This window comes from Paenibacillus sp. FSL R10-2771 (assembly GCF_038000205.1).
In the GTDB taxonomy this organism is placed as follows: Bacteria; Bacillota; Bacilli; order Paenibacillales; family Paenibacillaceae; genus Paenibacillus_AQ; species Paenibacillus_AQ phytohabitans.
Genome location: NZ_JBBOBM010000001.1, coordinates 8,016,320 through 8,036,931, shown reverse-complemented (window position 1 = coordinate 8,036,931; position 20,612 = coordinate 8,016,320). Strand labels below are relative to the sequence as shown.

At 48.9% G+C, this 20,612-nt stretch carries 16 protein-coding genes; all 16 read right to left on the bottom strand.

From position 1 onward, the window contains the following. Positions 1-95 precede the first annotated feature (95 nt). A complete protein-coding gene (locus NSU14_RS34905) occupies positions 96-647 on the bottom strand; it encodes a DUF6470 family protein (protein ID WP_256703972.1) in 552 nt (183 codons plus the stop codon). A gap of 30 nt (positions 648-677) precedes the next feature. Beyond that, complete coding sequence (flgL, locus tag NSU14_RS34900; RefSeq protein ID WP_076246394.1) at positions 678-1,595, bottom strand: flagellar hook-associated protein FlgL; 918 nt, start codon at positions 1,593-1,595, stop codon at positions 678-680. A gap of 14 nt (positions 1,596-1,609) precedes the next feature. Beyond that, positions 1,610-3,205, bottom strand: coding sequence for a flagellar hook-associated protein FlgK (flgK, locus tag NSU14_RS34895; RefSeq protein ID WP_336100735.1), 1,596 nt, complete (start codon positions 3,203-3,205; stop codon positions 1,610-1,612). Between the two features lie 57 nt (positions 3,206-3,262). Continuing rightward, on the bottom strand, positions 3,263-3,763 hold the full coding sequence (locus NSU14_RS34890; RefSeq protein ID WP_039302665.1) for a flagellar protein FlgN: 501 nt from the start codon (positions 3,761-3,763) through the stop codon (positions 3,263-3,265). Positions 3,764-3,775: 12 nt separating this feature from the next. Next, positions 3,776-4,063 (bottom strand): flagellar biosynthesis anti-sigma factor FlgM, encoded by a 288-nt coding sequence (gene flgM / locus NSU14_RS34885; protein WP_039302663.1) that lies wholly within the window; start codon positions 4,061-4,063, stop codon positions 3,776-3,778. A 106-nt stretch (positions 4,064-4,169) separates the two neighbouring features. Further along, entirely contained in the window at positions 4,170-4,577 is a 408-nt protein-coding gene (locus NSU14_RS34880) for a TIGR03826 family flagellar region protein (protein ID WP_039302660.1), read from the bottom strand. A 142-nt stretch (positions 4,578-4,719) separates the two neighbouring features. Further along, a complete protein-coding gene (locus NSU14_RS34875) occupies positions 4,720-5,127 on the bottom strand; it encodes a ComF family protein (RefSeq protein WP_340948785.1) in 408 nt (135 codons plus the stop codon). A gap of 532 nt (positions 5,128-5,659) precedes the next feature. Continuing rightward, positions 5,660-7,756 carry a helicase-related protein gene (locus tag NSU14_RS34870; protein WP_340948784.1) on the bottom strand — a complete coding sequence of 699 codons (2,097 nt, stop codon included), beginning with the start codon at positions 7,754-7,756 and terminating at the stop codon, positions 5,660-5,662. 502 nt (positions 7,757-8,258) lie between these two features. Continuing rightward, positions 8,259-8,702 carry a hypothetical protein gene (locus tag NSU14_RS34865; RefSeq protein ID WP_340948783.1) on the bottom strand — a complete coding sequence of 148 codons (444 nt, stop codon included), beginning with the start codon at positions 8,700-8,702 and terminating at the stop codon, positions 8,259-8,261. Positions 8,703-9,022: 320 nt separating this feature from the next. Then, entirely contained in the window at positions 9,023-9,745 is a 723-nt protein-coding gene (locus NSU14_RS34860) for a response regulator (protein ID WP_039303779.1), read from the bottom strand. 4 nt (positions 9,746-9,749) lie between these two features. Continuing rightward, a complete protein-coding gene (locus NSU14_RS34855; RefSeq protein ID WP_042141753.1) occupies positions 9,750-10,907 on the bottom strand; it encodes a sensor histidine kinase in 1,158 nt (385 codons plus the stop codon). Positions 10,908-10,964: 57 nt separating this feature from the next. After that, positions 10,965-13,682: a stalk domain-containing protein gene (locus tag NSU14_RS34850; RefSeq protein WP_340949041.1), complete on the bottom strand. Its 2,718-nt coding sequence runs from the start codon at positions 13,680-13,682 to the stop codon at positions 10,965-10,967. A 251-nt stretch (positions 13,683-13,933) separates the two neighbouring features. Next, a complete protein-coding gene (locus NSU14_RS34845; protein WP_340948782.1) occupies positions 13,934-17,968 on the bottom strand; it encodes a SwmB domain-containing protein in 4,035 nt (1,344 codons plus the stop codon). Positions 17,969-18,164: 196 nt separating this feature from the next. Then, on the bottom strand, positions 18,165-19,367 hold the full coding sequence (gene metK, locus NSU14_RS34840) for a methionine adenosyltransferase (RefSeq protein ID WP_076246382.1): 1,203 nt from the start codon (positions 19,365-19,367) through the stop codon (positions 18,165-18,167). Between the two features lie 203 nt (positions 19,368-19,570). Further along, entirely contained in the window at positions 19,571-19,843 is a 273-nt protein-coding gene (locus NSU14_RS34835) for an alpha/beta-type small acid-soluble spore protein (protein WP_039303766.1), read from the bottom strand. Positions 19,844-20,034: 191 nt separating this feature from the next. After that, entirely contained in the window at positions 20,035-20,604 is a 570-nt protein-coding gene (locus NSU14_RS34830; RefSeq protein ID WP_340948781.1) for a hypothetical protein, read from the bottom strand. Between the last annotated feature and the right edge of the window lie 8 nt (positions 20,605-20,612).

Sequence of the window (20,612 nt, the reverse complement as noted above, 5' to 3'; positions counted from 1 at the left end):
GCAAAACTGACTTCCTAAATAAACCCGTATGGAGATTTGTATAGATAACAGAAAAGCTATAGAAGCGCTCTCTGGCACATCCATAGCTTATTACATTACATTTGAACATTCAATTCTGGTGGAATAAATTGAATAGAAGCATACTGCTGCATGTAAATATTTAATTTCCCGCGAGTATACTCCGTCTGTGGACGATGCCTTTCCACCTGAATTTCAACCTTTGACGCCCTGAAGTTAATTTCAGGCGCTCTGTTCTCAAAATGAATGTCAACATTGTCATAGGAAGCTGGACCGCATGGATCAGGAAATGAATTAGGCTCAGTATCCATTCCATATACTTCTGCAATGGTATTGCCAGGTTTAAAGAATTCTGCCATTCGGCTTCCCTGCTCTACTCTGTGCGCAATTGCTTGAAGATACAGCTGTTGAATACCAGAGTAAATTCTTTTGTTCATGTCTAACACGCTGCCTCCGTTGTAGGCGGCACGTGCTCTGGTCTGATCAATCGTTAGCACTGGCCGATAAGTCTGAACATTCAATTCTCCTGGTGTAGTAGTAATATTAACCTCAGCCTTAGGCTGAGTTATGGAGAATCTGCCTATATCAGAATCTATTCCGATCAATGCGGAGACCTGTCGAATTTGCAATATAGGCTGTAGCAACGAAAACCACCTCCGCTATCTAATGAAGTCCACTAGAGTCGTAGAGATAATCTTGGCTCCTACAGATAGTGATGCATTATAGATATTCTCTTGAATCTTCGACTGCATAATCAGTCCTTCATAATCAGCATCCTCTGTTTTAGCCTGTAAATCCGTCAGGTTTATATTCAAGTCACTCAGACGGCCCTGCATTAATTCCACACGATTAGTTTTGGCTCCAATTTCAGAACGGGCTGTTAATATAGTTTCAGTTCGTGAGTCGATATTAGTAAGTTGAGCTGATATTGCTGCAAAATCACCAGATTTTAATGCAGCAGATATATTATTAACAGTTGAGAATAAATTATCGAGATCACCTGTAGCACCGAATACATCGTTACCAGTCATATTAATTGGCATCTGAACCCCTTCACCAACAATATACTGAATTTGTCCGGTGTCCGTAGTAACAGCCAGTGTTGTATCGTACGTGCCGTCGGCACCCTTGGCAAAATCATAAGGCATGGTAGTATACTGCTCACCATTGAAAATATACTTTCCATTAAGCTTGCTGTTTGAAATATCTACCAACTGCTCCTTGAGCTGCATCACTTCCGCATTGATACTATCCAAAGCAGACTGTGGATTACTGCCGGTAGAAGCTTGCACAGTAAGCTCCCGCAAACGTTGAACTACATCTCCTGCCTGTCCCAATACAGTGTCATTGTAATCAAGCCAAGACAGTGCACTGTCTACATTCTTGGTATATTGCTCATTGGAAGACAGCTCCGCTCGGTAACGCAGCGAATAGGTAATACCTACCGGATCATCGGAGGGCTTGTTGATTTTGCGGCCGCTTGCCAGTTGTAGCTGTGTATCATTCATAGTGCGTGCATTGCGGTTCAAATTAAGCAACAGCTGTGAATTCATCATATTGGAGGTCACCCTCAACATATGCCGTTCCTCCTTTATCTGCCGACTGTGCCGGTAGAATTAATCAATTTGTCTAGCAACTCATCATAGGTTGTCATGAAACGTGCAGCAGCGCTATAGGCATGCTGGAATACGAGCATGTTCGACATTTCCTCATCCAGAGAAACTCCGCTTACAGACTGCCGTCGGGAGTTCACTTGGTCCACCAGATAATCAGCGTTGCTCGCTTGACGTGTGGCTTCTTGGGATTGAATTCCTAATTGCCCAACCATTGAGCTAAGGTAGGATCCTACAGTACCTGATTTGAGGCCATCTGCTGTAGTGAAAGTATTGTTATCCTTCATATTGCTGAACAAAAGCGCTAATGTGTTATTCCCTTTAACGACGGATACATTTCCGGCACTGTCCGTAGTAGTGCGAAGAGAAGTAGCAAACAGCGTAGGATCAGCAGCGATTTCGGGATTAAGCTTAAGATTGGCTGCCGTGATCGCCTCACCGGCCACAGAAGCTGTAAAGAATGGCCGGCCTGAGCTTCCATTCATGGCATACCCCAGTTGATGTAGTCCATTCAAGCCTTTGACTGTAGTTTTCAAATCACCCGTCAATGGAATAGGCACCGCGCTCCCGGCTGGAAGAGAGGTTTTGGTTCCGTCCGCATTAATGATTTCTGAATCTTTAAGTACTGTGGTACCTGCAGGTAAAGTTGAGCCTGTTGGAATGGTAACCTGCACCTCGCCATTAGCGATCGTGTTGGCCATAGCATCCAGTTGTTTCCTGTAATCAGCCACATAGGTTCTACTGGAAAAGATCATTCCATAAGCTTCGCCAGCCTTCAGGTCACCAGAAGCATAGGCAGTATTGAGAAAGGCACTGTCTACAGCCGCAGTAACCGTTGCTCCTTGAACCAGTTGCTGTGTGCCCAGTGATATGTTATATCCGGCATCGGTCTCCAGGATTGTAATATTGGCAATCTTGGATAGCTTGTCGGTCATCAGATCACGCTGATCCCGCAGATCGTTCGCCTGATCCCCCATGCCTTCTATTTTAGAAATAGATTGGTTCAAGTCAGCGATAGAGCTCAGGTAGCTCTGTATTTCTTTCCCTTTGACATCAACGTTGGTGCTGAGATCCCGATCCAGATTGCTTAACTGTGTACTCATATAGTTCATGGCATCAGTTAGTGACTGTGCAGTCTGTACTACAATCTTGCGGGCTGTTGGATCTTCCGGGTTCTTGCTGAGATCTGACCAGGATTTCCAGAAGTTATCAAGCACGGTACGAATACCGGTATCCGAAGGCTCATTAACGATGGCTTCCAGCTTATCCAGTGTATCTGATTGGATGCTCCAGTTGCCGCTGGCGGAACTCTCTCCACGGTACTGATCATCCAGAAACATCTCACGGATCCGCTCGATGGAAGTGAACTCCACACCGGTACCCATTTGTCCCGGCAGCGTTGAGTTATTGAGACCATAGGCCTCGATAGGTATAGCCGCCTTCATGTTCACACGCTGACGGGTATAACCCTCTGTGTTGGCGTTGGCAATGTTGTGGCCGGTTGTATTGAGCGCAGCAGTCTGGGTAAACAGGCTTCGTCTTGCTGTTTCAATCGAGTGAAATGTGGATGTCATGCTACTTGTTCCTCCCTTGTGATTGCTGCGGTGAAAGAGGCCATGAGGATAAACGGGTTATCCTCGGGCATCAAAAAGGCCCGGCCGAGTCACACTGCTGCCCTTGTCGGACGGATGATGGTATGTCATTTCCTGATTTGGTCTTCCGACAAGCAAATCCAGGGAATAATCTATAAAGGTAAGTGACTGCTCAATCAGCTTCTGATTCAGCTCATTGGCTAGTTTCAATTGCTGCAATGTGCCGGAAAGCTTCTGCTGGATATGCAGCAGGCGCGATTTGTCCTCAGGATCAAATACAAGGCGGGACAGCTCGGTAAGATTCAGATTCAGATTGGAACGGATTCCAACCCCCTGCAGAAAAACGAATGCGGCTTCTGCACGCTTCTCTTCCAGCTGTCCGATCACCTTCATAAGCTTGGACTCACGGTTCAGGATGTCGATGAGACCCTCCACCTTGTTGTCCATGATGGTCTGTTTCTTGACAGCGGCCAAATCCAGCATTTGCACATGCGCTTCGTCCAGCCGCTCTAGCAATTCTAATAATGTCGTAAGTGCCATGGGTGTGTTCACCTAATTCTCGGAGGATTGCTTAAAGTAGGGGGCGAGTGTCTCTGCGAGCTTAGCTGCGTCAACCTGGTAGGTACCTGCGGATACTTGCTGTTTCAGGCTTTCGATCTTGTTCGCACGTTCAGCGTCAATCTTGCCGCTTTTCTGTGCCTGGAGCAGCTTAATGGCTTCATCCGAAATCGATACCTCATCCTTGCGTGTGCTCTTCTTCATTTGTTCCTGCCTTTGCGATTCCGCACTCCGTTGATACGGATTCATCGCGTTAATTCGTCCGGTCTCGTTAATTTTCATAACTTCCACCTTCCTTCTGATATAAAAAAGCCGATAATCTTTACTAAGTTTATCGGCCTTTGTTGAAACATTCTTTATAGCTGCAAACGTTTTTTTGCAGATTTTATTAGTTGCGGAACTTGTCCACGGCGCGGTAAGCGGCATCTGAAGCCTTTTTGGTACTGCTTTTGTCTACAGTTTCCTTGGCAGCATTTGCCAGATCCTTGGTCAAACGGCTGCGGCAGCTATCGCACATATGTCCGTCCCGGATCAAGGTCCCGCAGACTTCGCAAGGGTACATCATGTTAGGTGCGTTCGCTATGGAAATCCGGCCCTCACGAATAAAACGGGTGATTTCCTTAATGGAGATCTCCGTGGCATCGGACAGTTCCTGAATATTAGTGCCTCTATTTTTGCGCAGGTAGTCTACACAGATTTCATATTCATGCTCTAAATCTTTGATACAAGGCTGGCACAGGTTCATTAAATTCTTAACATATAGCCGGCCGCATCTTGGACAATTATCTACATTCATTTCTACCGCGGCTCCCTTCCTTACATTCTGCACTGCTTATAAATATCTTATGCTAATAAGATTACATGATAGCTGAAGTTCCGTCTATGATTAGTATCGGTTGTGGAGCAGGTTTAATTTAATTTCCGAACGGCCGAAACCGCTAAGAACGTGCCCATGTCAGACTGTATATCTCCGCCGCATAGCCCAAATCACCAATGAGCCGGTGAAGTGCTTCAGCGCAGGCCCTCATCGTGCTCCCTGTGGTGTAAATATCATCGATAATTATAATCTGAAGAGGACGATTCTGCAGCCGGCTTGCCCTTGACTCCAAGTGTTCGCCCAGCCTTTGCAGAAGCTTCTGCTCTGTATTCCCGGTAAAAACCTGCTTCATATCGGCCAGCCGTTCACTTCTGCTTTTGAAGCTCTGTTTGCCGGTATGCCGGGTACGAGTCAGCAGCGGAAGCTGCGGAATTCCCCTCCGTAGAGATAATACATCTGCCAGTTGCTCCGCCTGATTAAACCCTCTTTCAGCCAGGCGGGCTGAACTTACAGGTACAGGGACCAGCAAATCGGCTTGCCATAGGGCCTGGTGAAACCTACTCTTTGACGCTGAAAAAAGTTTGCCAGAAGATGTACCCACTTGCGGAGCATTTCGCCCTCCCTCACTCTGCTCTTGTTGAAGTATGGTATATGCCTTGTCCAGCATCAGGCCCAGTATAGGGGCCAAGCGTTCATTCCCCCTGTATTTGTACTTACCCAGCAGCTCTCGCATCTCACTTGTATAGGCCACCGCGCTGCGGTTGCAGCGGATCGGTACAGGCTCGCGGCTGCGGCTGCAATCCGGACAACCGACATGGCGACCGCAGGTCAGGCACCGGGGACAGCGGATCCACGGGATCCCTGTATGACAGCTTACGCAAATTCCGGGCAGTCCGGATGAAGGACGGCCTCTTTTACCACAGAACAGACATTGAGGCAGGGAAGGAGTGATTAATAGTCGGGCTTTTTTTATCCAGGACATTATGGAATTCATCTATAACCTCCTCCTTCAGGCGATGTGCGCATTATTATGAATAAAAGAGTGTATGTAGCGTCTTATCTCACAGGTATCCCTGCCTATGGGCAATCGCGTTCATGCTGCGAATCTGTGAAATGGCTCTGCGCTGCGACTTGCTCCACTCTGCGGAAGCGAATACGACGTGGCCGTCCGGATCATCTTTGGAGCGTCCTGCCCGGCCTGCCATCTGCACCAAAGCTGCCTCGTCAAACAGACTGCTGTCCGCATCCAGAATAAACACATCACTGCGCGGAACCGTAACTCCCCGCTCCAGAATTGTCGTCGTCACCAGAAGCGATATCGCACAGTTACGGAATTCCAGCACCTTCTCTGCTCTATCCGGATCTTTGGAGGAGGTTCCTTCCATAGCTATTCCGGGGAAAAGCCGCCGGAGAAGCTTCAGCAGTCCTGCAATGTGGGCAATCCGCGAGACAAAGAGAAAAATCTGTGCTTTGCGGTCAAGAGATCTACGCAAGGCACGGATCAGACTTATTGGGAGTCTCCCCTGCTTCAAACAACGGTGGAGCGGCGGCATATGTAAATGCAATGGAACCGGCAAGGGATGGCCGTGGAAGCGGACCGGTACTCTCGCATGCGGCAGTTTTCCTGAACGGGCGAGGCGCTGTAATTCTGCCGGTGGTGTGGCTGAGAGAAAAATGAAGGATCCAGAGGGCTTACAAACCTGCCCGGCAGCGTAGGCCAGCATTGGATCATTGTGATAGGGAAAAGCATCGAGTTCATCGATGATGACTAGATCAAAAGCCTGATTAAACCGCAGCAGCTGATGGGTTGTTGCCAGCGTTATACTGCTCGCATTCCAGCGGTCCTCGCTGCCCCCATATAGCACGGCGGGGGTATCCGCCGGGAAGGCCTTAGCCAGACGCGGCGCTAGCTCCAGCACGACGTCACGCCGCGGCGTTGCGATCAGCGCCCGGCCTCCGGCTGCGAGCGCCGCCTCCAGGAGCGGGAACGTAATCTCCGTCTTTCCCGCTCCTGTTACTGCCCAGAGCAGGAACCGCTCTGGGCCCTTTGGGGCGGAGCGCTCCCGCGGCTCCGCCAGGAACCCCAGCGCAGCGGCGGCCGCAGCCGCCTGCGCTGCGCTAAGCCCCCACCGGCGTGCCGCTACGGTGGGGGAGACGCCTGCCGTGCAGCGCACGGCAGGCAGCGGCGCGCTGCGCAGCAGCAGCGCGCAAGCCCGGCTGCGCCCGAGTGCGAGGCAGGCCTCGCAATAGGCGCAGCCGGCAAGGCCGCACGCGGCGCAGGCCGTGCGGCCCGTGGGTACGCTGCCGCAGCGCAGGCAGCGTGGTGCCCCGCGGCGGGCGGCAGCGCCGCGCCGGGTAACTGCCTCGCTCACTCGTCCCAACACATGCACACTTTGCTTCACCTGACTCACCCACCCCAACACTCCCCCACCTTGCTCCCGGCTGCCTATCCGCTCCGTCTCTTTCCCGCTTTGCTTCATCTTGCTCCTCCACCCCAGCACTCCCCCGCCATGCTTCGGGTTATTATAGGCAACTGCCGCCTCAATCCTTATCCGCCCCTGCAGATGCGCCAGTTGCACTGCAGCAGACCAATTTCCTGCCAGGTCAGGCAGCCGCTCTGCCACCAGCGCATCCACTTCGCCCTGCAGCAGGGAACGGCCGGCAAGCACTGCTGCCAACTGATTAGCTGCCGCTGCCAATGCAGCGGGCCCGCCCCATCCCAACAAGCTTTCCTTAGGAAATACCGGCTGACCACCGTAGTTCCCGGAAATCGCAACCTCCTTCACACCTCCTTCCGTTCGGTCTAGCATGGATTCTCCACTGATATTTCCAGCAGTCAGCCACTCCTCTTCCCGCAGACCTCCCTCCTCCTGTTCTTTCCTGATCTCAGCCTTCAAGCAATTGGCAACATACCTTTTCCAGTCCTCCTTCTTCCATAGCGTCATGGCAGGGGAAGCTCTGAAGCCCTCCCGCAGCTTCACTCCCCAGCCTAACGGGAGCGATGGTGATAACAGCACAAGCCTGTCCGCTTGCCCGCCACCCCAGCCTTCACCTCCATTTCCCTCAGCATTCCACCACAACCTGTCCACAGCCATATTTAGCGATATCCTGATCTCCCAAGCGGCATTGCGCTCTACCGCATATACTGCTACTCTCATCAATTCCTTCCCTCTCTCCTTCAAAGTGGCACATCACCGAGACCATAGATTACGATTCCCCCCGAATCCACACTAAATTAATTGAACTTTTTATTTTTCTACTCCGCGATAGCCGTGACTACAGCAAATGTTTAGACTCCGGCCACTGTCAGGTTTGGATTTAGCTGTACTTGAACAGCAGACAGCCTAACTGCAGTTACTGCAACTATTTATTGCTGTAACAGCCTATCTATCCACTGAAGTGTATTTCGTACAACTATAATCCGGGAAAACCGCAGTTTGGCCTCATGTCCGCAATAATAAATGTACGAAGTGCAGCTATCTCCAGATATCCTGTCTAAATCTGAATAATAGCTGCACGGAATACAACTAAAGCAGCTGGCCTTAAGTTTGGTGTCCGGCTGAACCACTAAGCAATCCGTGTTTGCTCATCAAACACAAAAAAAGCACACTCCCCCATCAATGGAGAGTGTGCTTCACCCGTTGCCGACATATTTAATTATCATTCGCCATGCTTCGATCCGTATCCCCTGCTTCCCGGCAGCCGCATCATCTTCAGCGGAAAAGGCTGCTCCTGCGTCCGCAGATCCAGTACGTTTTCCTTCCGGTGCTCCGCTTCGCCAAGAGTCTTGTAGTGCGGCATTATCGGGGCGAACCTGATAGACGAGCCGCTGCAGTCTAACCGTGAGGCAACCGCCAGCGTTCCATCCAGGGAACCATCATCCATCAAAGTGACATACAGCGGTCTGCCCATCCAAAAAGCATAAACTGCGAGCATTCGGATATACCATTCCACAACAGCTTCATGATTGCGGGTGATCAGAATATAATGAAGCCGCTTTCCAGGCCGCATTGCCTCCCGGCTCTCTTCTCTGCGATGCAGAATATGAACAAGGGCTGCTGCGGATGCATAGATAGACACAATCGAGATTAACTGGGCGATCATGGAGATGCACCTCCCTCTTATATCGACACTATATGCCGGTGATAAAGGGACGGTGACAGCCCAGCCTCCCGGGACAGATGACCCGGTTATTCTGACTCTTTATATATCGCAAAGCACAGAATTTCCGCCTTCCTGCAGGAAGACAGATTAAAGCTTCCGGTTTCGGGTACATATTTAAATCAGCATTTTGCAAAATTCGAATATCATGCGGACTGAAACAATACTTTGACTGCAGCTGGACCGCTGCAATCAAGTTATGTACCGTTTTATAAGGATCATTAGGATTCTCCAAAACGCTCAGTTAAAAGTTTACGTGTGAATTATAATGTTACCCAGCCATATTTGATCGAATTGATGACAGCCTGCGTGCGGTCGTCGACTTCCATCTTTTGCAGAATGCTGCTGACATGGTTTTTGACTGTTTTTTCGCTGATAAAAAGGTATTCTCCAATCATCTTGTTGCTCTTGCCTTCAGCCATAAGACGCAGCACTTCTGCTTCGCGGCGGGTCAGCGGATTGTTGTCGCCTGCGACAAATTTCACGCCTGCTTCCTTAACCGGAGTCTCGGCCATGGCACCTGTCTCGTTAAGATAAGTCATGCGGCGCAGCTGATTGATCAGCTTGCCGGTTACCTTGGGATGAATGAAGGCATGGCCTTCACATACAGAGCGGATCGCATTAATAAGCGACTCTGCCTCCATATCCTTCAGCAAATATCCATTCGCACCCTTGCGCAGGGTTTCGAAGACGTAACTTTCGTCATCATGGATCGAGAGTATAATCACTTTAACATCCGGGAACATTTCCCGCAGCTTCTGTGTAGCCTCCACACCGTTCTCAATAGGCATATTAATATCCATCAGCACGATATCCGGCTTGTTGATATTGCAGAATTCAAGCACCTGGATGCCGTCACCGCACTCACCTATGACTTCAATGTCGTCCTCCATATTCAAAATACGTTTAAGCCCTTCACGAAACAACTGATGATCATCCGCCAAAAGAACCTTTATGGGCGATTTTCCAGAATTCTGGTTTTCCATCACATTACTCCTTTCCTTTGTCCACATTCGTCGGAATGTGAATTATGATTGTTGTGCCCTGGTTCTCTGCTGACTGTATTTCCACTCTACCTTCCAGCAATTCCACACGTTCACGCATTCCCACCAGCCCAAAGCTTTCACGGTTGGCTTGCTCACTGATCTTTTTCACATTGAAGCCTAAACCATTGTCTTTCACTACGATCTTAATTAACTGTGCCTGATACGTAATTTCCACCAGAACATAACTTGGATAGGCATGCTTCGCCGCGTTGGACAAAGCTTCCTGAACAAGACGGTAGACTGCAGCCTCCATCGCTGAGGACAGACGGTGCTCTTTCCCCCTTGTTTCAAAAGAAGTGCGGATCTTCGTCTTCTCCTCATAATCATGCACGTATTTCCGGAGTGTCGGAATCAGTCCTAGATCATCGAGGGCCATCGGACGGAGATTAAAAATCACTTTACGCATTTCTTCCAGGCTGTACCTTACCTGTCCCTTTAAGTCTATTACTTCGGCTTGTACCAGCCCAAATTCCTGCTTTACCAGCATTCTTTCTACAATTTCCGTCCTTAGGACTAGATTTGCCAGCATTTGAGCAGGACCATCATGAATTTCCCGGGCAATTCTCTTCCGTTCCTCTTCTTGGGCCTGGATAATTTTGAGTCCAACCATTTGCGTGTTTTTCGCAGATTCGACAATTCTCGTCACTTGACCTAGTTCTCCAGACAGATATTCCAGGACAACGCTCATTTGCGAACCAATCGATTCGGCCCGCTCCACAGAATTTTCGACACTCCGAGCCCGCATTTGCAGCTCATCCCGTCTGCTCCGCAGGTAGGCTTCCCTCTCCCTCGTCATCATCAGCTCTAACTGAAGCTCCGTCGCTTTCTCGTAAGCAACCCGGATATCCTTCTCCGTGTAGCGGACAAAGTCCCGGCTGACCTCAGTCAGCCGGATCCGGGAGCGGTGATACTGCAGCTCCAGCTTGTCTACCTTTTGCAATGTTTCATCCGTTTCTTCCATAACCCGCTGCAGTTCTTTGGTGAGTGCAGCAAGCTCATCACGTGCAACCTGCAATATTTCAAAAATCTGATACTTGCTGCTCTCCATCACGTCGATGGTATTCTTAATGACGCGATCAATCGCATCGGCTTGAAATTCCACGGATGCTTGCCCCATTTCTATCGGATCGTATTAAAGGCTTTCCTTTATACTAACATATCACGATTCGATAGTTACGGTCTTCGTTATCTGTTCCCATTTTACAGTGAGTCCTAGCTGTTCTGTCACGAGTCTAAGCGGTACTAAAGTCCTGCCATTCAGGATTAAAGGTGCTACATCAGCACTCTGGCGTTTCCCGTTAAGCAGGAATTCCTTCTTGTTTACCGTCAGATCCAGCGCTTTCGCTCCGCGAAGCACCATGATCTTCTTGGTATTCTGATCCCATATGGCATTCCCGCCAAAGGCATCAAGCACATATTTAATCGGCACATACGTGCTGCCATCCTTTACAATCGGCGCTACATCGATCGCCTGCTTTGTGCCGTTTACAAGCATCGACTTGGCTCCGATACTCATGGACGCCGTTCCCTTAGGCAATCCGGCTTCACTGGACAGCGAAGGCATAACGAAGGAAATATTATCAAAGTCTACCGTACCTGTCTTAGCCCGCTCGTCCTGGCCTTCCTCTACATTTACCACGTAAAGTCTCTTTAGGGAAGCTGGGAATTTAATCCCTGAACCGGAAAGATCAATATTGAGGTTCTTCCAGCCATTCCAGTCGATCACTTTGGCCAGATCAATATACGCTGTTGCCCCGCTGGCATCCGTTACCTCTGCACGCAGCCAGTTAAGACTCATATCCCCCATCACGTCTACGGACATAGACGTTGCCGTTGCCGGAATACTCTTGCCTGTTGTCCCGTTGAACTGGGCATAAGCATACATTTTACCGGTGCCAGCCGTCATGTCATAGCTAAGCGACAATACCTTCGAGCCAGCCCGTTCCGCACTGCCCGGGACAACTACCGCCGTACCCGTTACCCCTGCCGCGTTGGTTGTGAAGGCAAATGGATACGTGGCATTTTCGAAATTCTCCCAAGCCGTTGACGCCGCTGCAGAGAACACAACAGCTGTGCTGAAGCCGTCATAACGGGCAATGGCATATCCGGTTGTTACCCCCGGATCCACGGATTCGACAGTAAGCTTACCGTCACCTACATTCCCTTTAAAGCCGATAAACTCCCATTTCAGCGATGCAGCCGGAACGGCAATCGTTGCCCCGCTCTTCGACACCGCATTAACTGGAACAGATACGGAGGCTCCAGCTATAAGCGGCGCAGTAGTTGTGCTTGAAGTCAGACTTGTCAGGTCATCTCCGCCCAGAACGGTTACCTTGGTCTCTGCACTGGCCGAACCGCTGGTAGCCTTCAGGTTAACGGTTCCCGCCTTGACTGCGGTTGCTTCCCCTGCATTCACCGTAACACTACCGCCGCTAGAGCTCCAGGCAGGATTAGCTGCAGCTACATCAATTGGATTGTAGTAAGTATCATAGCCTTTTAGAGAATACGTAGCTTTTTGACCGATTAACAATACAGAACTGCCGCTGATCTTAATTCCTTTCACTTCACCTTGTGGAGCAGAAGTATATACACCAACGCCGTTAACGATGCTGCGCTGCTCTGTGCCGTACTCTGTATTAAAGGTAAGGGTAGTGGAGGTTTCCGCAAGCGGACGGTCTACCATCGTTGTAGAGCCACCTCCGTCCAGGTTGATCCCTTTCCAGACACCGATATTGGTCATGAACGATTGCAGCTCCGTCAGAGACAGTCCTGCACTATTGTTATTTTTCTCAGCTGCAATGACATATACATATCGTCCATCCTCTGAATAACCCAGAGCTGTGCGGGCACGATATCCGCCGATGCTGCTGGTGGAGCGGGAGAAGGGCGCTGCTTTCCCGTTATTAACGAGAATGGTATGCCCCCCGATCATCATCTGCAGTGTGGATGGGTCAAGCTCCTGCTGAGTAGTTTTGGAACGAAGCGTGTAGACACTGCTTAGCTTCTGGCCTACCACCAGATGAGCTTTTACAAATTGGGCTGCAAGCCCGTGAGTGCGCAGAATGTACGCCCCTTTAGGCACGGTTATCGGCAAGGCGGCATCAGGGGAAATCTGGGTAACGATATCATTCTCCACCAGTACCTCTGTAGGCGTCGTAGAGCTGTTCTTAGGCCGCTCCAGCGCTGTCCAGGCATCTGTGTAGATATAGGCGGCATTGGCATGACTGTAGGTAGAACTGCCGCCCTCAGGGTTATAGGCCCCTTTATTGATACCGGATAACGGAAACTGTGAACCATCCTCAGCAGTCAGCATGCCTTCGAATGTATATTCATCAATAACCGGCTTACGGTCTTTGGTCACGGCAAAAGCATACATTCCATCAAGCTGGGAAGGTGTAGATACTACAACCCCGCCTGATACTTGACCGCCGATCGGTGCACCTTCCCCGCCGGTATTGAAGTAATCCCCGTTAACTGCGGCCACTGCTCCGGTCTCTGCCGCCATACCTCCGGTACTTTGCCGCGTAGTCAGATTACCGCCTTTGCCCGTCATTACATCTACAGAGACATAAGGGTTATTCAAATCGACCCGGACCACGTCAGCCAGCCCTGTTACACTTTTTCCGGACCGCACGGTCGTAAATTTATATTTCATCATCATCGCGCCTGAAGTAATGACTTCTTCGCTCAGCTTTGTCACTGAGAAGGAGGCTGTAGCAGCTTGCGCTACTGAAGCGGAACTTGAGCCTAACCATCCGATGCCTTCATTTCCGATAACCGGCATGATCCATATTACACCTGCTATTGATGCCGCGATCCACTTTTTAGCAGGAGACCATTGACTTTTGTTTACTTGCTCTTTACTCTTTTTCCCCATGAAAAGCTCATTCATTTCAGCGTTACTCTCCCATCTATTTTGTACTCTTCAATCTCACTATCAATATCTGGATATCAGTTCCTATTTTAGGCTACATCTTTAATAGACTGATTTCCGGCTGAAAAGTTGCGATTTAAAGAGATTACCAGAAGGGATTTCAGACTATACCGAGTCATATCAGACCTCAAGCAGCCGCGCAAAAAAGCACCCGGCACATTGTGCCGGATGCTCCATTATTGTATAAAGTTCACTTACATATAAACTGCCATCTTCAGCATCCGATGCAGCATTACAGCAGCCTGTCCTCTGGTAGCGTTGCCTTGCGGCTGAAATTGCGTGGTGCTTATCCCCTGGATAATTCCTGCTTTGACCGCTTTGGCTACGAATTCCGTACTCTGGCTTAGAATTTTCGCCCTATCCTTAAACGGACTGAGGGTATCCATAACCGATGCGCTAAGCGTTATAGGCTGTCCTGTATACTCCATTGCCCTCACCATCATAATTGCCATTTGCTCACGGGTGATCTTATCCCCCGCACGGAAGGTCCCGTCTGTGTTGCCCGTTATAATACCGGCCTTCGCTGCTGCACCGATGTAATCGCCCGTTTGGCTGGACGACTGCACGTCCGTGAAACGCTGCGCTGTCCCGCTATCCCCTAACAGCCCCAGCCCTCTGCTCAGCATAACAGCAAATTCACTGCGGGTTATGGCTTGCTCCGGTTTAAACTGGCTTCCATAGCTATTATCGATAATATTCTTGGCTGCCAGTTCCGCTACAGCTGTATTACTCCAGTGTGTACCCATATCTGTAAAAGAGCGTGTGGACGTGAATGCTCCCACAATCTGATTCCCGCTGGTCAAAGCACGCTTGACCGTATAAGTCCCTTTAGTAATACTTGTTGTAGGAAGATAAGCGGCATCGTAATAGGAAAGATCCAATCTGGCTACAGAAGTCTGCTCACTATTATTAGGAGTTGTCGTCCTCACCGAATATTTCCCGGGTAAACTAAGCGCATTCTCGTTCGCATAATTACCCGTCACCGATGCTGCCAAACGAAGATCGGCAAGAGGGGTTATACTTGTAAGCCCCTGAGTTTGCAGTCTTTGGGCAAATGGGGCAAAAGCCTCTGATGGCATTTTCTCTATACGATAGATAAGCGAGATATTACTGCCAGTTGTATTGAGGCTGGCCACAATTCCGTTCAAATCTACCTTTCCGAGATCAACACTAAAGATCTGATCCCCGTAGCGTATACCAAAGTTCGAAGCCTTGTTGCGATTGAGCGCATCCATTAGCGGCTGCAGAGGTACTGTAACATAAGCAGCTAATTCTGTCGAAGGCACCTCAAATAGCAGAGCGGCTGTCCCTTGTGTATTTAAAAAAGTATAACTGGCAGCTAATCTCTCCGCATTAAGACTGTATCTTTTGACATTTTGGCTGTAGATGGAATGATCTGCCGCTATCACCGAAGAATCGCTTTTGAGCAGAGGAACCGCTTCTCCAAATTCACTAGCCTCCAGCGTACCCAGATAGGACGGCCGGTTACCGTCCGTTGTTACGGTCGTAACTCCAGTAAGGTTCTTCACCGGCAGCAGCGAGAAGGAAGCCAGTGCATTTCCATTGAGATCTCTAATAAAAGATGTACCTGAGGTATAAGAAAGATCGACCGTCTGTCCGCTCGTCACAGATCCGGAAAGCACCAGCTTGAGCACTGTCCCTGTTAGAGTATAGCTCTGCACTAACATACTTGTCCCATTCACTCTGACCGCAAACTGGGAGGTGCTAAGCATTGAAGAAGTCAGCATGCTTTGGGCAAAAGTTAGTGTAAGCTCATTCCCTGACACCGTTGCACTGCTGATTTCCGATACTACAATATCGCTAAGATCGACTGGTTTAAGATCAACATAGGCTGCACGGTTGCCGTTAAGATCGGTAATGCCTTTAACGCCAGGTACATAGGAGACTGTCACCGTCTGCCCAATAACCAGGCTGCTCTGAAGCGTTAATTTCACACTGCTTCCGCTTACTGCCACGTTGGTGACATAGTTAGGAGTACCTCCTACCAGCACTGAGAACTGGCTGTTCATCGGCAGATTGCTCTCTGACAGACCTTCATTATAGTTCAGCACAAGCTTTGTTCCGCTTCCCGTTGCATTCTGAAATACCGGAGCTACGCTGTCATTACTGTTTCGGATATTAAAATCAGAAAAATCGGCAATATTCTGTCCCAGTGAGTTGAGCAGCGGATACGAGCCTGCATAGTAGGATACCCTTACCACCTCTCCATTTCCAGCTTCCGCGCCCGTCGTTATATATACTGTGTTTCCGCTGGATCTAATTGAATCCACTCCAAGCGAATATCCTTCAGATGTTACTATAAACTGTTCCCGGGCATAAGAAGATACTGTTTTGAGCGTATCATTGAAGGTCAGCATCACCGTTTTGCCTGTAATTCTGCCTTCCTTAGGTGTAGGAAGTGAAGATTCTATACTGTTGGTAATTTGCATTGCTGAAAAGGTTACTGCAGCATTGCTGCTGGTATCCTGGATGGTCCGCACTCCGCCAGTATAGCTTATTTTGACATTCTGCCCTACGGCTATCCCTGTACTAAGAGTAAGATAGACACTGTCGCCCTGAACATAAGCGCTATCTACAGTACGATTCTCATCATTCACACTGACCGTAAAACTGGATGCCAGCAAAGCTATCGATGAATTGAGCATCTCATTATATTTCAAGCGGATCGTCCGGTTGTTATCCAGCGTTGCACCCGTAAGCAGAGGAGCCGTCTTATCCACAGCCACAGTGCGGAAACTCCATGATTTTGTACCGCTCAATCCCTCATATTGTGAGCTGGGATCTCCCGCATCCGTGAATGCCCCCTTAGCGATGTCTATATAATAAATAGTATCTGATTCGAGAGCTACGGTTGGCTTAATAATGAAATCCTTGGCTGTAGCACCTTGCTGGACAGCTGCCGCCACTTTTGTTCCATTGCTTTTGTATAGAACAACTCCATTAGTGACGGCGCTATTATAGACCGCCTCCTTGTTAAAGCTAAGTGTGATCGACTTAGATAATTCTACCGACTCACTCCGGTCTGCTGGCGATATAGCAGTTGCCGACAAACTTGTAAGTGAAGCCGTTGTAAACGTCCATGAATACGAACCCGCAGCCGGAAATATATGCCCATCCTGATCATAAAAAGCCCCTTGCGGAATTGTAACTGTATACAACGTACCATTCAACAGTGGCGAGGTCGCCGAGGCTGGCAGCAGTGTAATCGTCGAACTTCCCCCGCCAGTGACGCTCGTCGAGTTGACATTAATCCATCTCGTTCTGGAGTCATCCTGAGTACCTGGTGAGACAGAAATCGTTCCGGCTGCCGGACTCATCGGACGGTCAAAGTACAGTTTGATTGCCCCGCTTGCCGATGCACCAAATGAAGCATTTGCCGGGGCAGTGGATGCTGAAATTGTACCGCTGCCGGTCGTGGAGAAGCTCCAGCCGTTACCGCTCGATATTCCCGGAAAATTAGTATTATTGGCATCTTTGAACGCGTAAGAATCGATAAGCACATAATAATTTCCGCCTGCTGGAAGCTTATTGGCCAGAGTCAATGTAACAGTAGTGGAAGTGGCATCGCTCAACAGCCCTACTTTGGGCTCTCCGTCCCTGATGAGAAATTCCTGTATTACAGAGTTATCCGCAGAAGAGATCAGCCTGACGGAACCACCTCCTCCTGTAAGGACTCCAGCTAAGCGCAGACTCAACTGAGTTAATGCTCCGGATTCCACCCTAGAATTGTTCGCAGGGAACAAACTGCTTGCTACAATAGCCGGATTACTCTCTCCAGCCGTTGTGAAAGTCCAGCTGGTTAGCGCCGATTCATTACCTGAGCTATCTTTGAACAGCCCCTTAGGCACACTCACGCTGTATGTCTTATAAGGCGCAAACTTCAAGCTGGAGCCTAATTTGATTTCGTAATTAGTAGAATTGCCGATCAATCCTGAACTGCCAATAGCAATTTCCGTAAACATTGTTCCGGAGTCCTGCTCTGTAATTGTGATTTTCCCCGTTTGCGGAATAACCTGACGGTCAAATTTAAGTCCCAAAGAAGCCCCTACATTCACAAAAGCAGCACCATTAACTGGAGATGTTGTTATTCCGAACTCCGAAGCGGCATATACCGCAGATGTATGTACACCGATAGCCGGACTGCCCAGACCAAACAGCAGATTGCCTGCAATGATAATAGCCGTCCCTATTGATAATTTCTTGTTCATTCTTAATAAAGCTCCTTTCAGCCACTCGAGCATTTCTTCTATACTGTTATATTTCGGTTAAAGGGCTTCCAAAGTTTAGAAGATAGCCTCAAGCAGCACGGGCATCATCCCCTCGCTTATAAGAAGGCACAAAAAGCCCGTACAGACCTCCTCACTTCAAAGAAGGGGCTTGTACGGGCATAGTTAAATTATATTCTTAGATCCCTGCCTGGGCTTTCAACATATCTGCTTTGTCGACACGTTCCCAAGGAAGGTCAATATCTGTACGGCCAAAATGTCCATACGCTGCGGTCTGTCTATAAATAGGCTTACGCAAATCCAGCATGGAGATGATGCCTGCCGGACGAAGATCGAAGTTGCTGCTGATAAGATTCGCCAGCTTCTCTTCACTGATTTTGCCTGTTCCGTATGTATCTACATTGATCGAGACAGGATTAGCTACACCAATCGCATAAGCCAGTTGAATTTCACATTTGTCAGCAAGGCCTGCAGCAACCAGATTCTTCGCTACATAACGTGCAGCATAAGCTGCAGAACGGTCTACTTTGGTTGGATCCTTACCGGAGAATGCACCGCCGCCATGACGCGCATACCCGCCATATGTATCAACGATGATTTTGCGCCCGGTCAGACCGGCGTCACCCTGAGGACCACCAATCACAAAGCGGCCTGTCGGATTAATGAAATATTTAGTAGCTTCATCCAGTAGCTCAGCCGGGACAACAGGAAGAATAACATGCTCTTTAATGTCCGCCTGAATTTGCTCAAGAGAAATTTCTTCCGCATGCTGCGTGGAAACAACGATCGTATCTACACGAACCGGTCTCTCATCCTGATATTCAATTGTTACCTGAGTCTTGCCATCCGGGCGCAGATACTCAAGAGTTCCATTCTTACGAACCTCCGCCAAACGACGGGCAATCCGGTGCGACAAAGCAATCGGAAGCGGCATAAGTTCAGGAGTTTCATTAGTAGCAAAACCAAACATTAACCCTTGGTCACCAGCACCAATGTTAGCCGTTTCTTCAGCTACAAGGTCAGGATCCCGATTCTCCAGAGCTGCATTTACCCCTTGGGCGATGTCAGCAGACTGCTCATTTAATGAACTAAGCACTGCACAAGTGTTAAAATCAAAACCATATTTTGCACGGGTATAGCCGATTTCCTTAATCGTATTACGTACAATTGCCGGGATATCCACATATTCGGACTTGGTGCTGATCTCCCCAATAACAAGCACGAGGCCTGTTGCTACGGCTACCTCGCAGGCTACCCGGGCATTGGGATCGTTAGCAAGAAATGCATCGAGTACCGCATCGGATATCTGGTCACAGATTTTATCCGGATGTCCCTCTGTTACAGACTCAGAAGTAAACAAATGACGCCCTTTAATAGACATGTACAACTACCTCCCATATTGTTAGTCTGACACTGTATAAGGGGGCACCTTAGTAATTAACAGGCCAAATATATTAAGTAGAATAATAAAGACTGATAAGCCGGTTTATTCAAAAAATGAACCTTTTCCACATGGAAAAGGTCTAAGGCTTTCCTCAAAAGTCATATTATCTTATTTACCGGTTGCTGTCAATTGAAGGCAGCTTATGCGAAAAGAGACTGCTCCGCCTGTTTGATCAACCTCTTTGTAATTTCCCCGCCTACAGATCCATTATCTCTGGAAGTAAGGTGTCCCAGATACGGAGTACCACCGGTTGCACCGGCCCCGCCCGTCATTCCCAGCTCAGAAGCAAATTCCGTATCCATGCCACCGCCATATGATGCTCCATATAATCCAAATTCAGAAGCGATCTCATATTGCATTTGTTTCAGCATTGCCCGGCTCTCTGGTACAACTGTACGATTAGTGCGTGCCATGTTACAGCACCTCCTGTGAATTTTTTAAGATTACAGGTAGTATTGTGTGCGAATTCCAGAGGCCTCAGTCCGATCAATGTTTGTCAGCTGTGGGAATGAGTTCCGGGTGTATGTTCATGCATATTACAGGGCATTCTTAATATAGGAAGGAAAACATCATTTTACTGCTTACCAATGCGATGTGCAAATGCTTATTTCAAAGTGTATGAACCGCGGACCATAACAACAAGACCTAGTGTCTGACCGTTCTGGACCGTGATTCCACGTCCATCCCTTGGGAAAGATAACAGGTGATTCGTTGGAGCAGCCGCGCCGTTTGCCAGATCTACACCATCTGTCAGATCAGCGACACCGTTAGCATCCTGGGAATAAATAATCGCCTTACCTGCGCGGACAATAAATTCTGCACCTGCACCGGCAATTAGAGTCTGTCCGGGTTTTACATCAACGATTTCGCTCGCATTCCCAGCAGTTCCGGTATTTCCGGTACTTTGAGTTGGTGCAGGTGTCGGAGCTGTAGTTGCGGCAGGCTCATTAGTTGCAGTTGCACTTGGAGCTTGCGTTGGTGTAGTAATGGTCCCACCTTGCAAAGCTTTTTGAATCTGTTGATCTACATAACTCTTGGTGACAACAGGATCATCTGCTGTACCTGGCTGTGAACCTACACCGGCACCTTCAGCTGTAATATTAAGCATCGAACCTGCCCATAGGCCACCAGCTAACAGTACCGCAGACATCGAGACTTTCCAAACCGTTTTCAACTAAATTC

What these genes read in the sequence shown, in the direction of transcription:
- NSU14_RS34860 (WP_039303779.1), bottom strand. Translation starts at nt 9,745, where the DNA reads ATGGAAAACCAGAATTCTGGAAAATCGCCCATAAAGGTTCTTTTGGCG.
- NSU14_RS34890 (WP_039302665.1), bottom strand. Translation starts at nt 3,763, where the DNA reads ATGGCACTTACGACATTATTAGAATTGCTAGAGCGGCTGGACGAAGCG.
- flgK (WP_336100735.1), bottom strand. Translation starts at nt 3,205, where the DNA reads ATGACATCCACATTTCACTCGATTGAAACAGCAAGACGAAGCCTGTTT.
- NSU14_RS34850 (WP_340949041.1), bottom strand. Translation starts at nt 13,682, where the DNA reads ATGGGGAAAAAGAGTAAAGAGCAAGTAAACAAAAGTCAATGGTCTCCT.
- flgM (WP_039302663.1), bottom strand. Translation starts at nt 4,063, where the DNA reads ATGAAAATTAACGAGACCGGACGAATTAACGCGATGAATCCGTATCAA.
- flgL (WP_076246394.1), bottom strand. Translation starts at nt 1,595, where the DNA reads ATGTTGAGGGTGACCTCCAATATGATGAATTCACAGCTGTTGCTTAAT.
- NSU14_RS34880 (WP_039302660.1), bottom strand. Translation starts at nt 4,577, where the DNA reads ATGAATGTAGATAATTGTCCAAGATGCGGCCGGCTATATGTTAAGAAT.
- NSU14_RS34845 (WP_340948782.1), bottom strand. Translation starts at nt 17,968, where the DNA reads ATGAACAAGAAATTATCAATAGGGACGGCTATTATCATTGCAGGCAAT.
- NSU14_RS34870 (WP_340948784.1), bottom strand. Translation starts at nt 7,756, where the DNA reads ATGAGAGTAGCAGTATATGCGGTAGAGCGCAATGCCGCTTGGGAGATC.
- NSU14_RS34835 (WP_039303766.1), bottom strand. Translation starts at nt 19,843, where the DNA reads ATGGCACGCACTAATCGTACAGTTGTACCAGAGAGCCGGGCAATGCTG.
- metK (WP_076246382.1), bottom strand. Translation starts at nt 19,367, where the DNA reads ATGTCTATTAAAGGGCGTCATTTGTTTACTTCTGAGTCTGTAACAGAG.
- NSU14_RS34865 (WP_340948783.1), bottom strand. Translation starts at nt 8,702, where the DNA reads ATGATCGCCCAGTTAATCTCGATTGTGTCTATCTATGCATCCGCAGCA.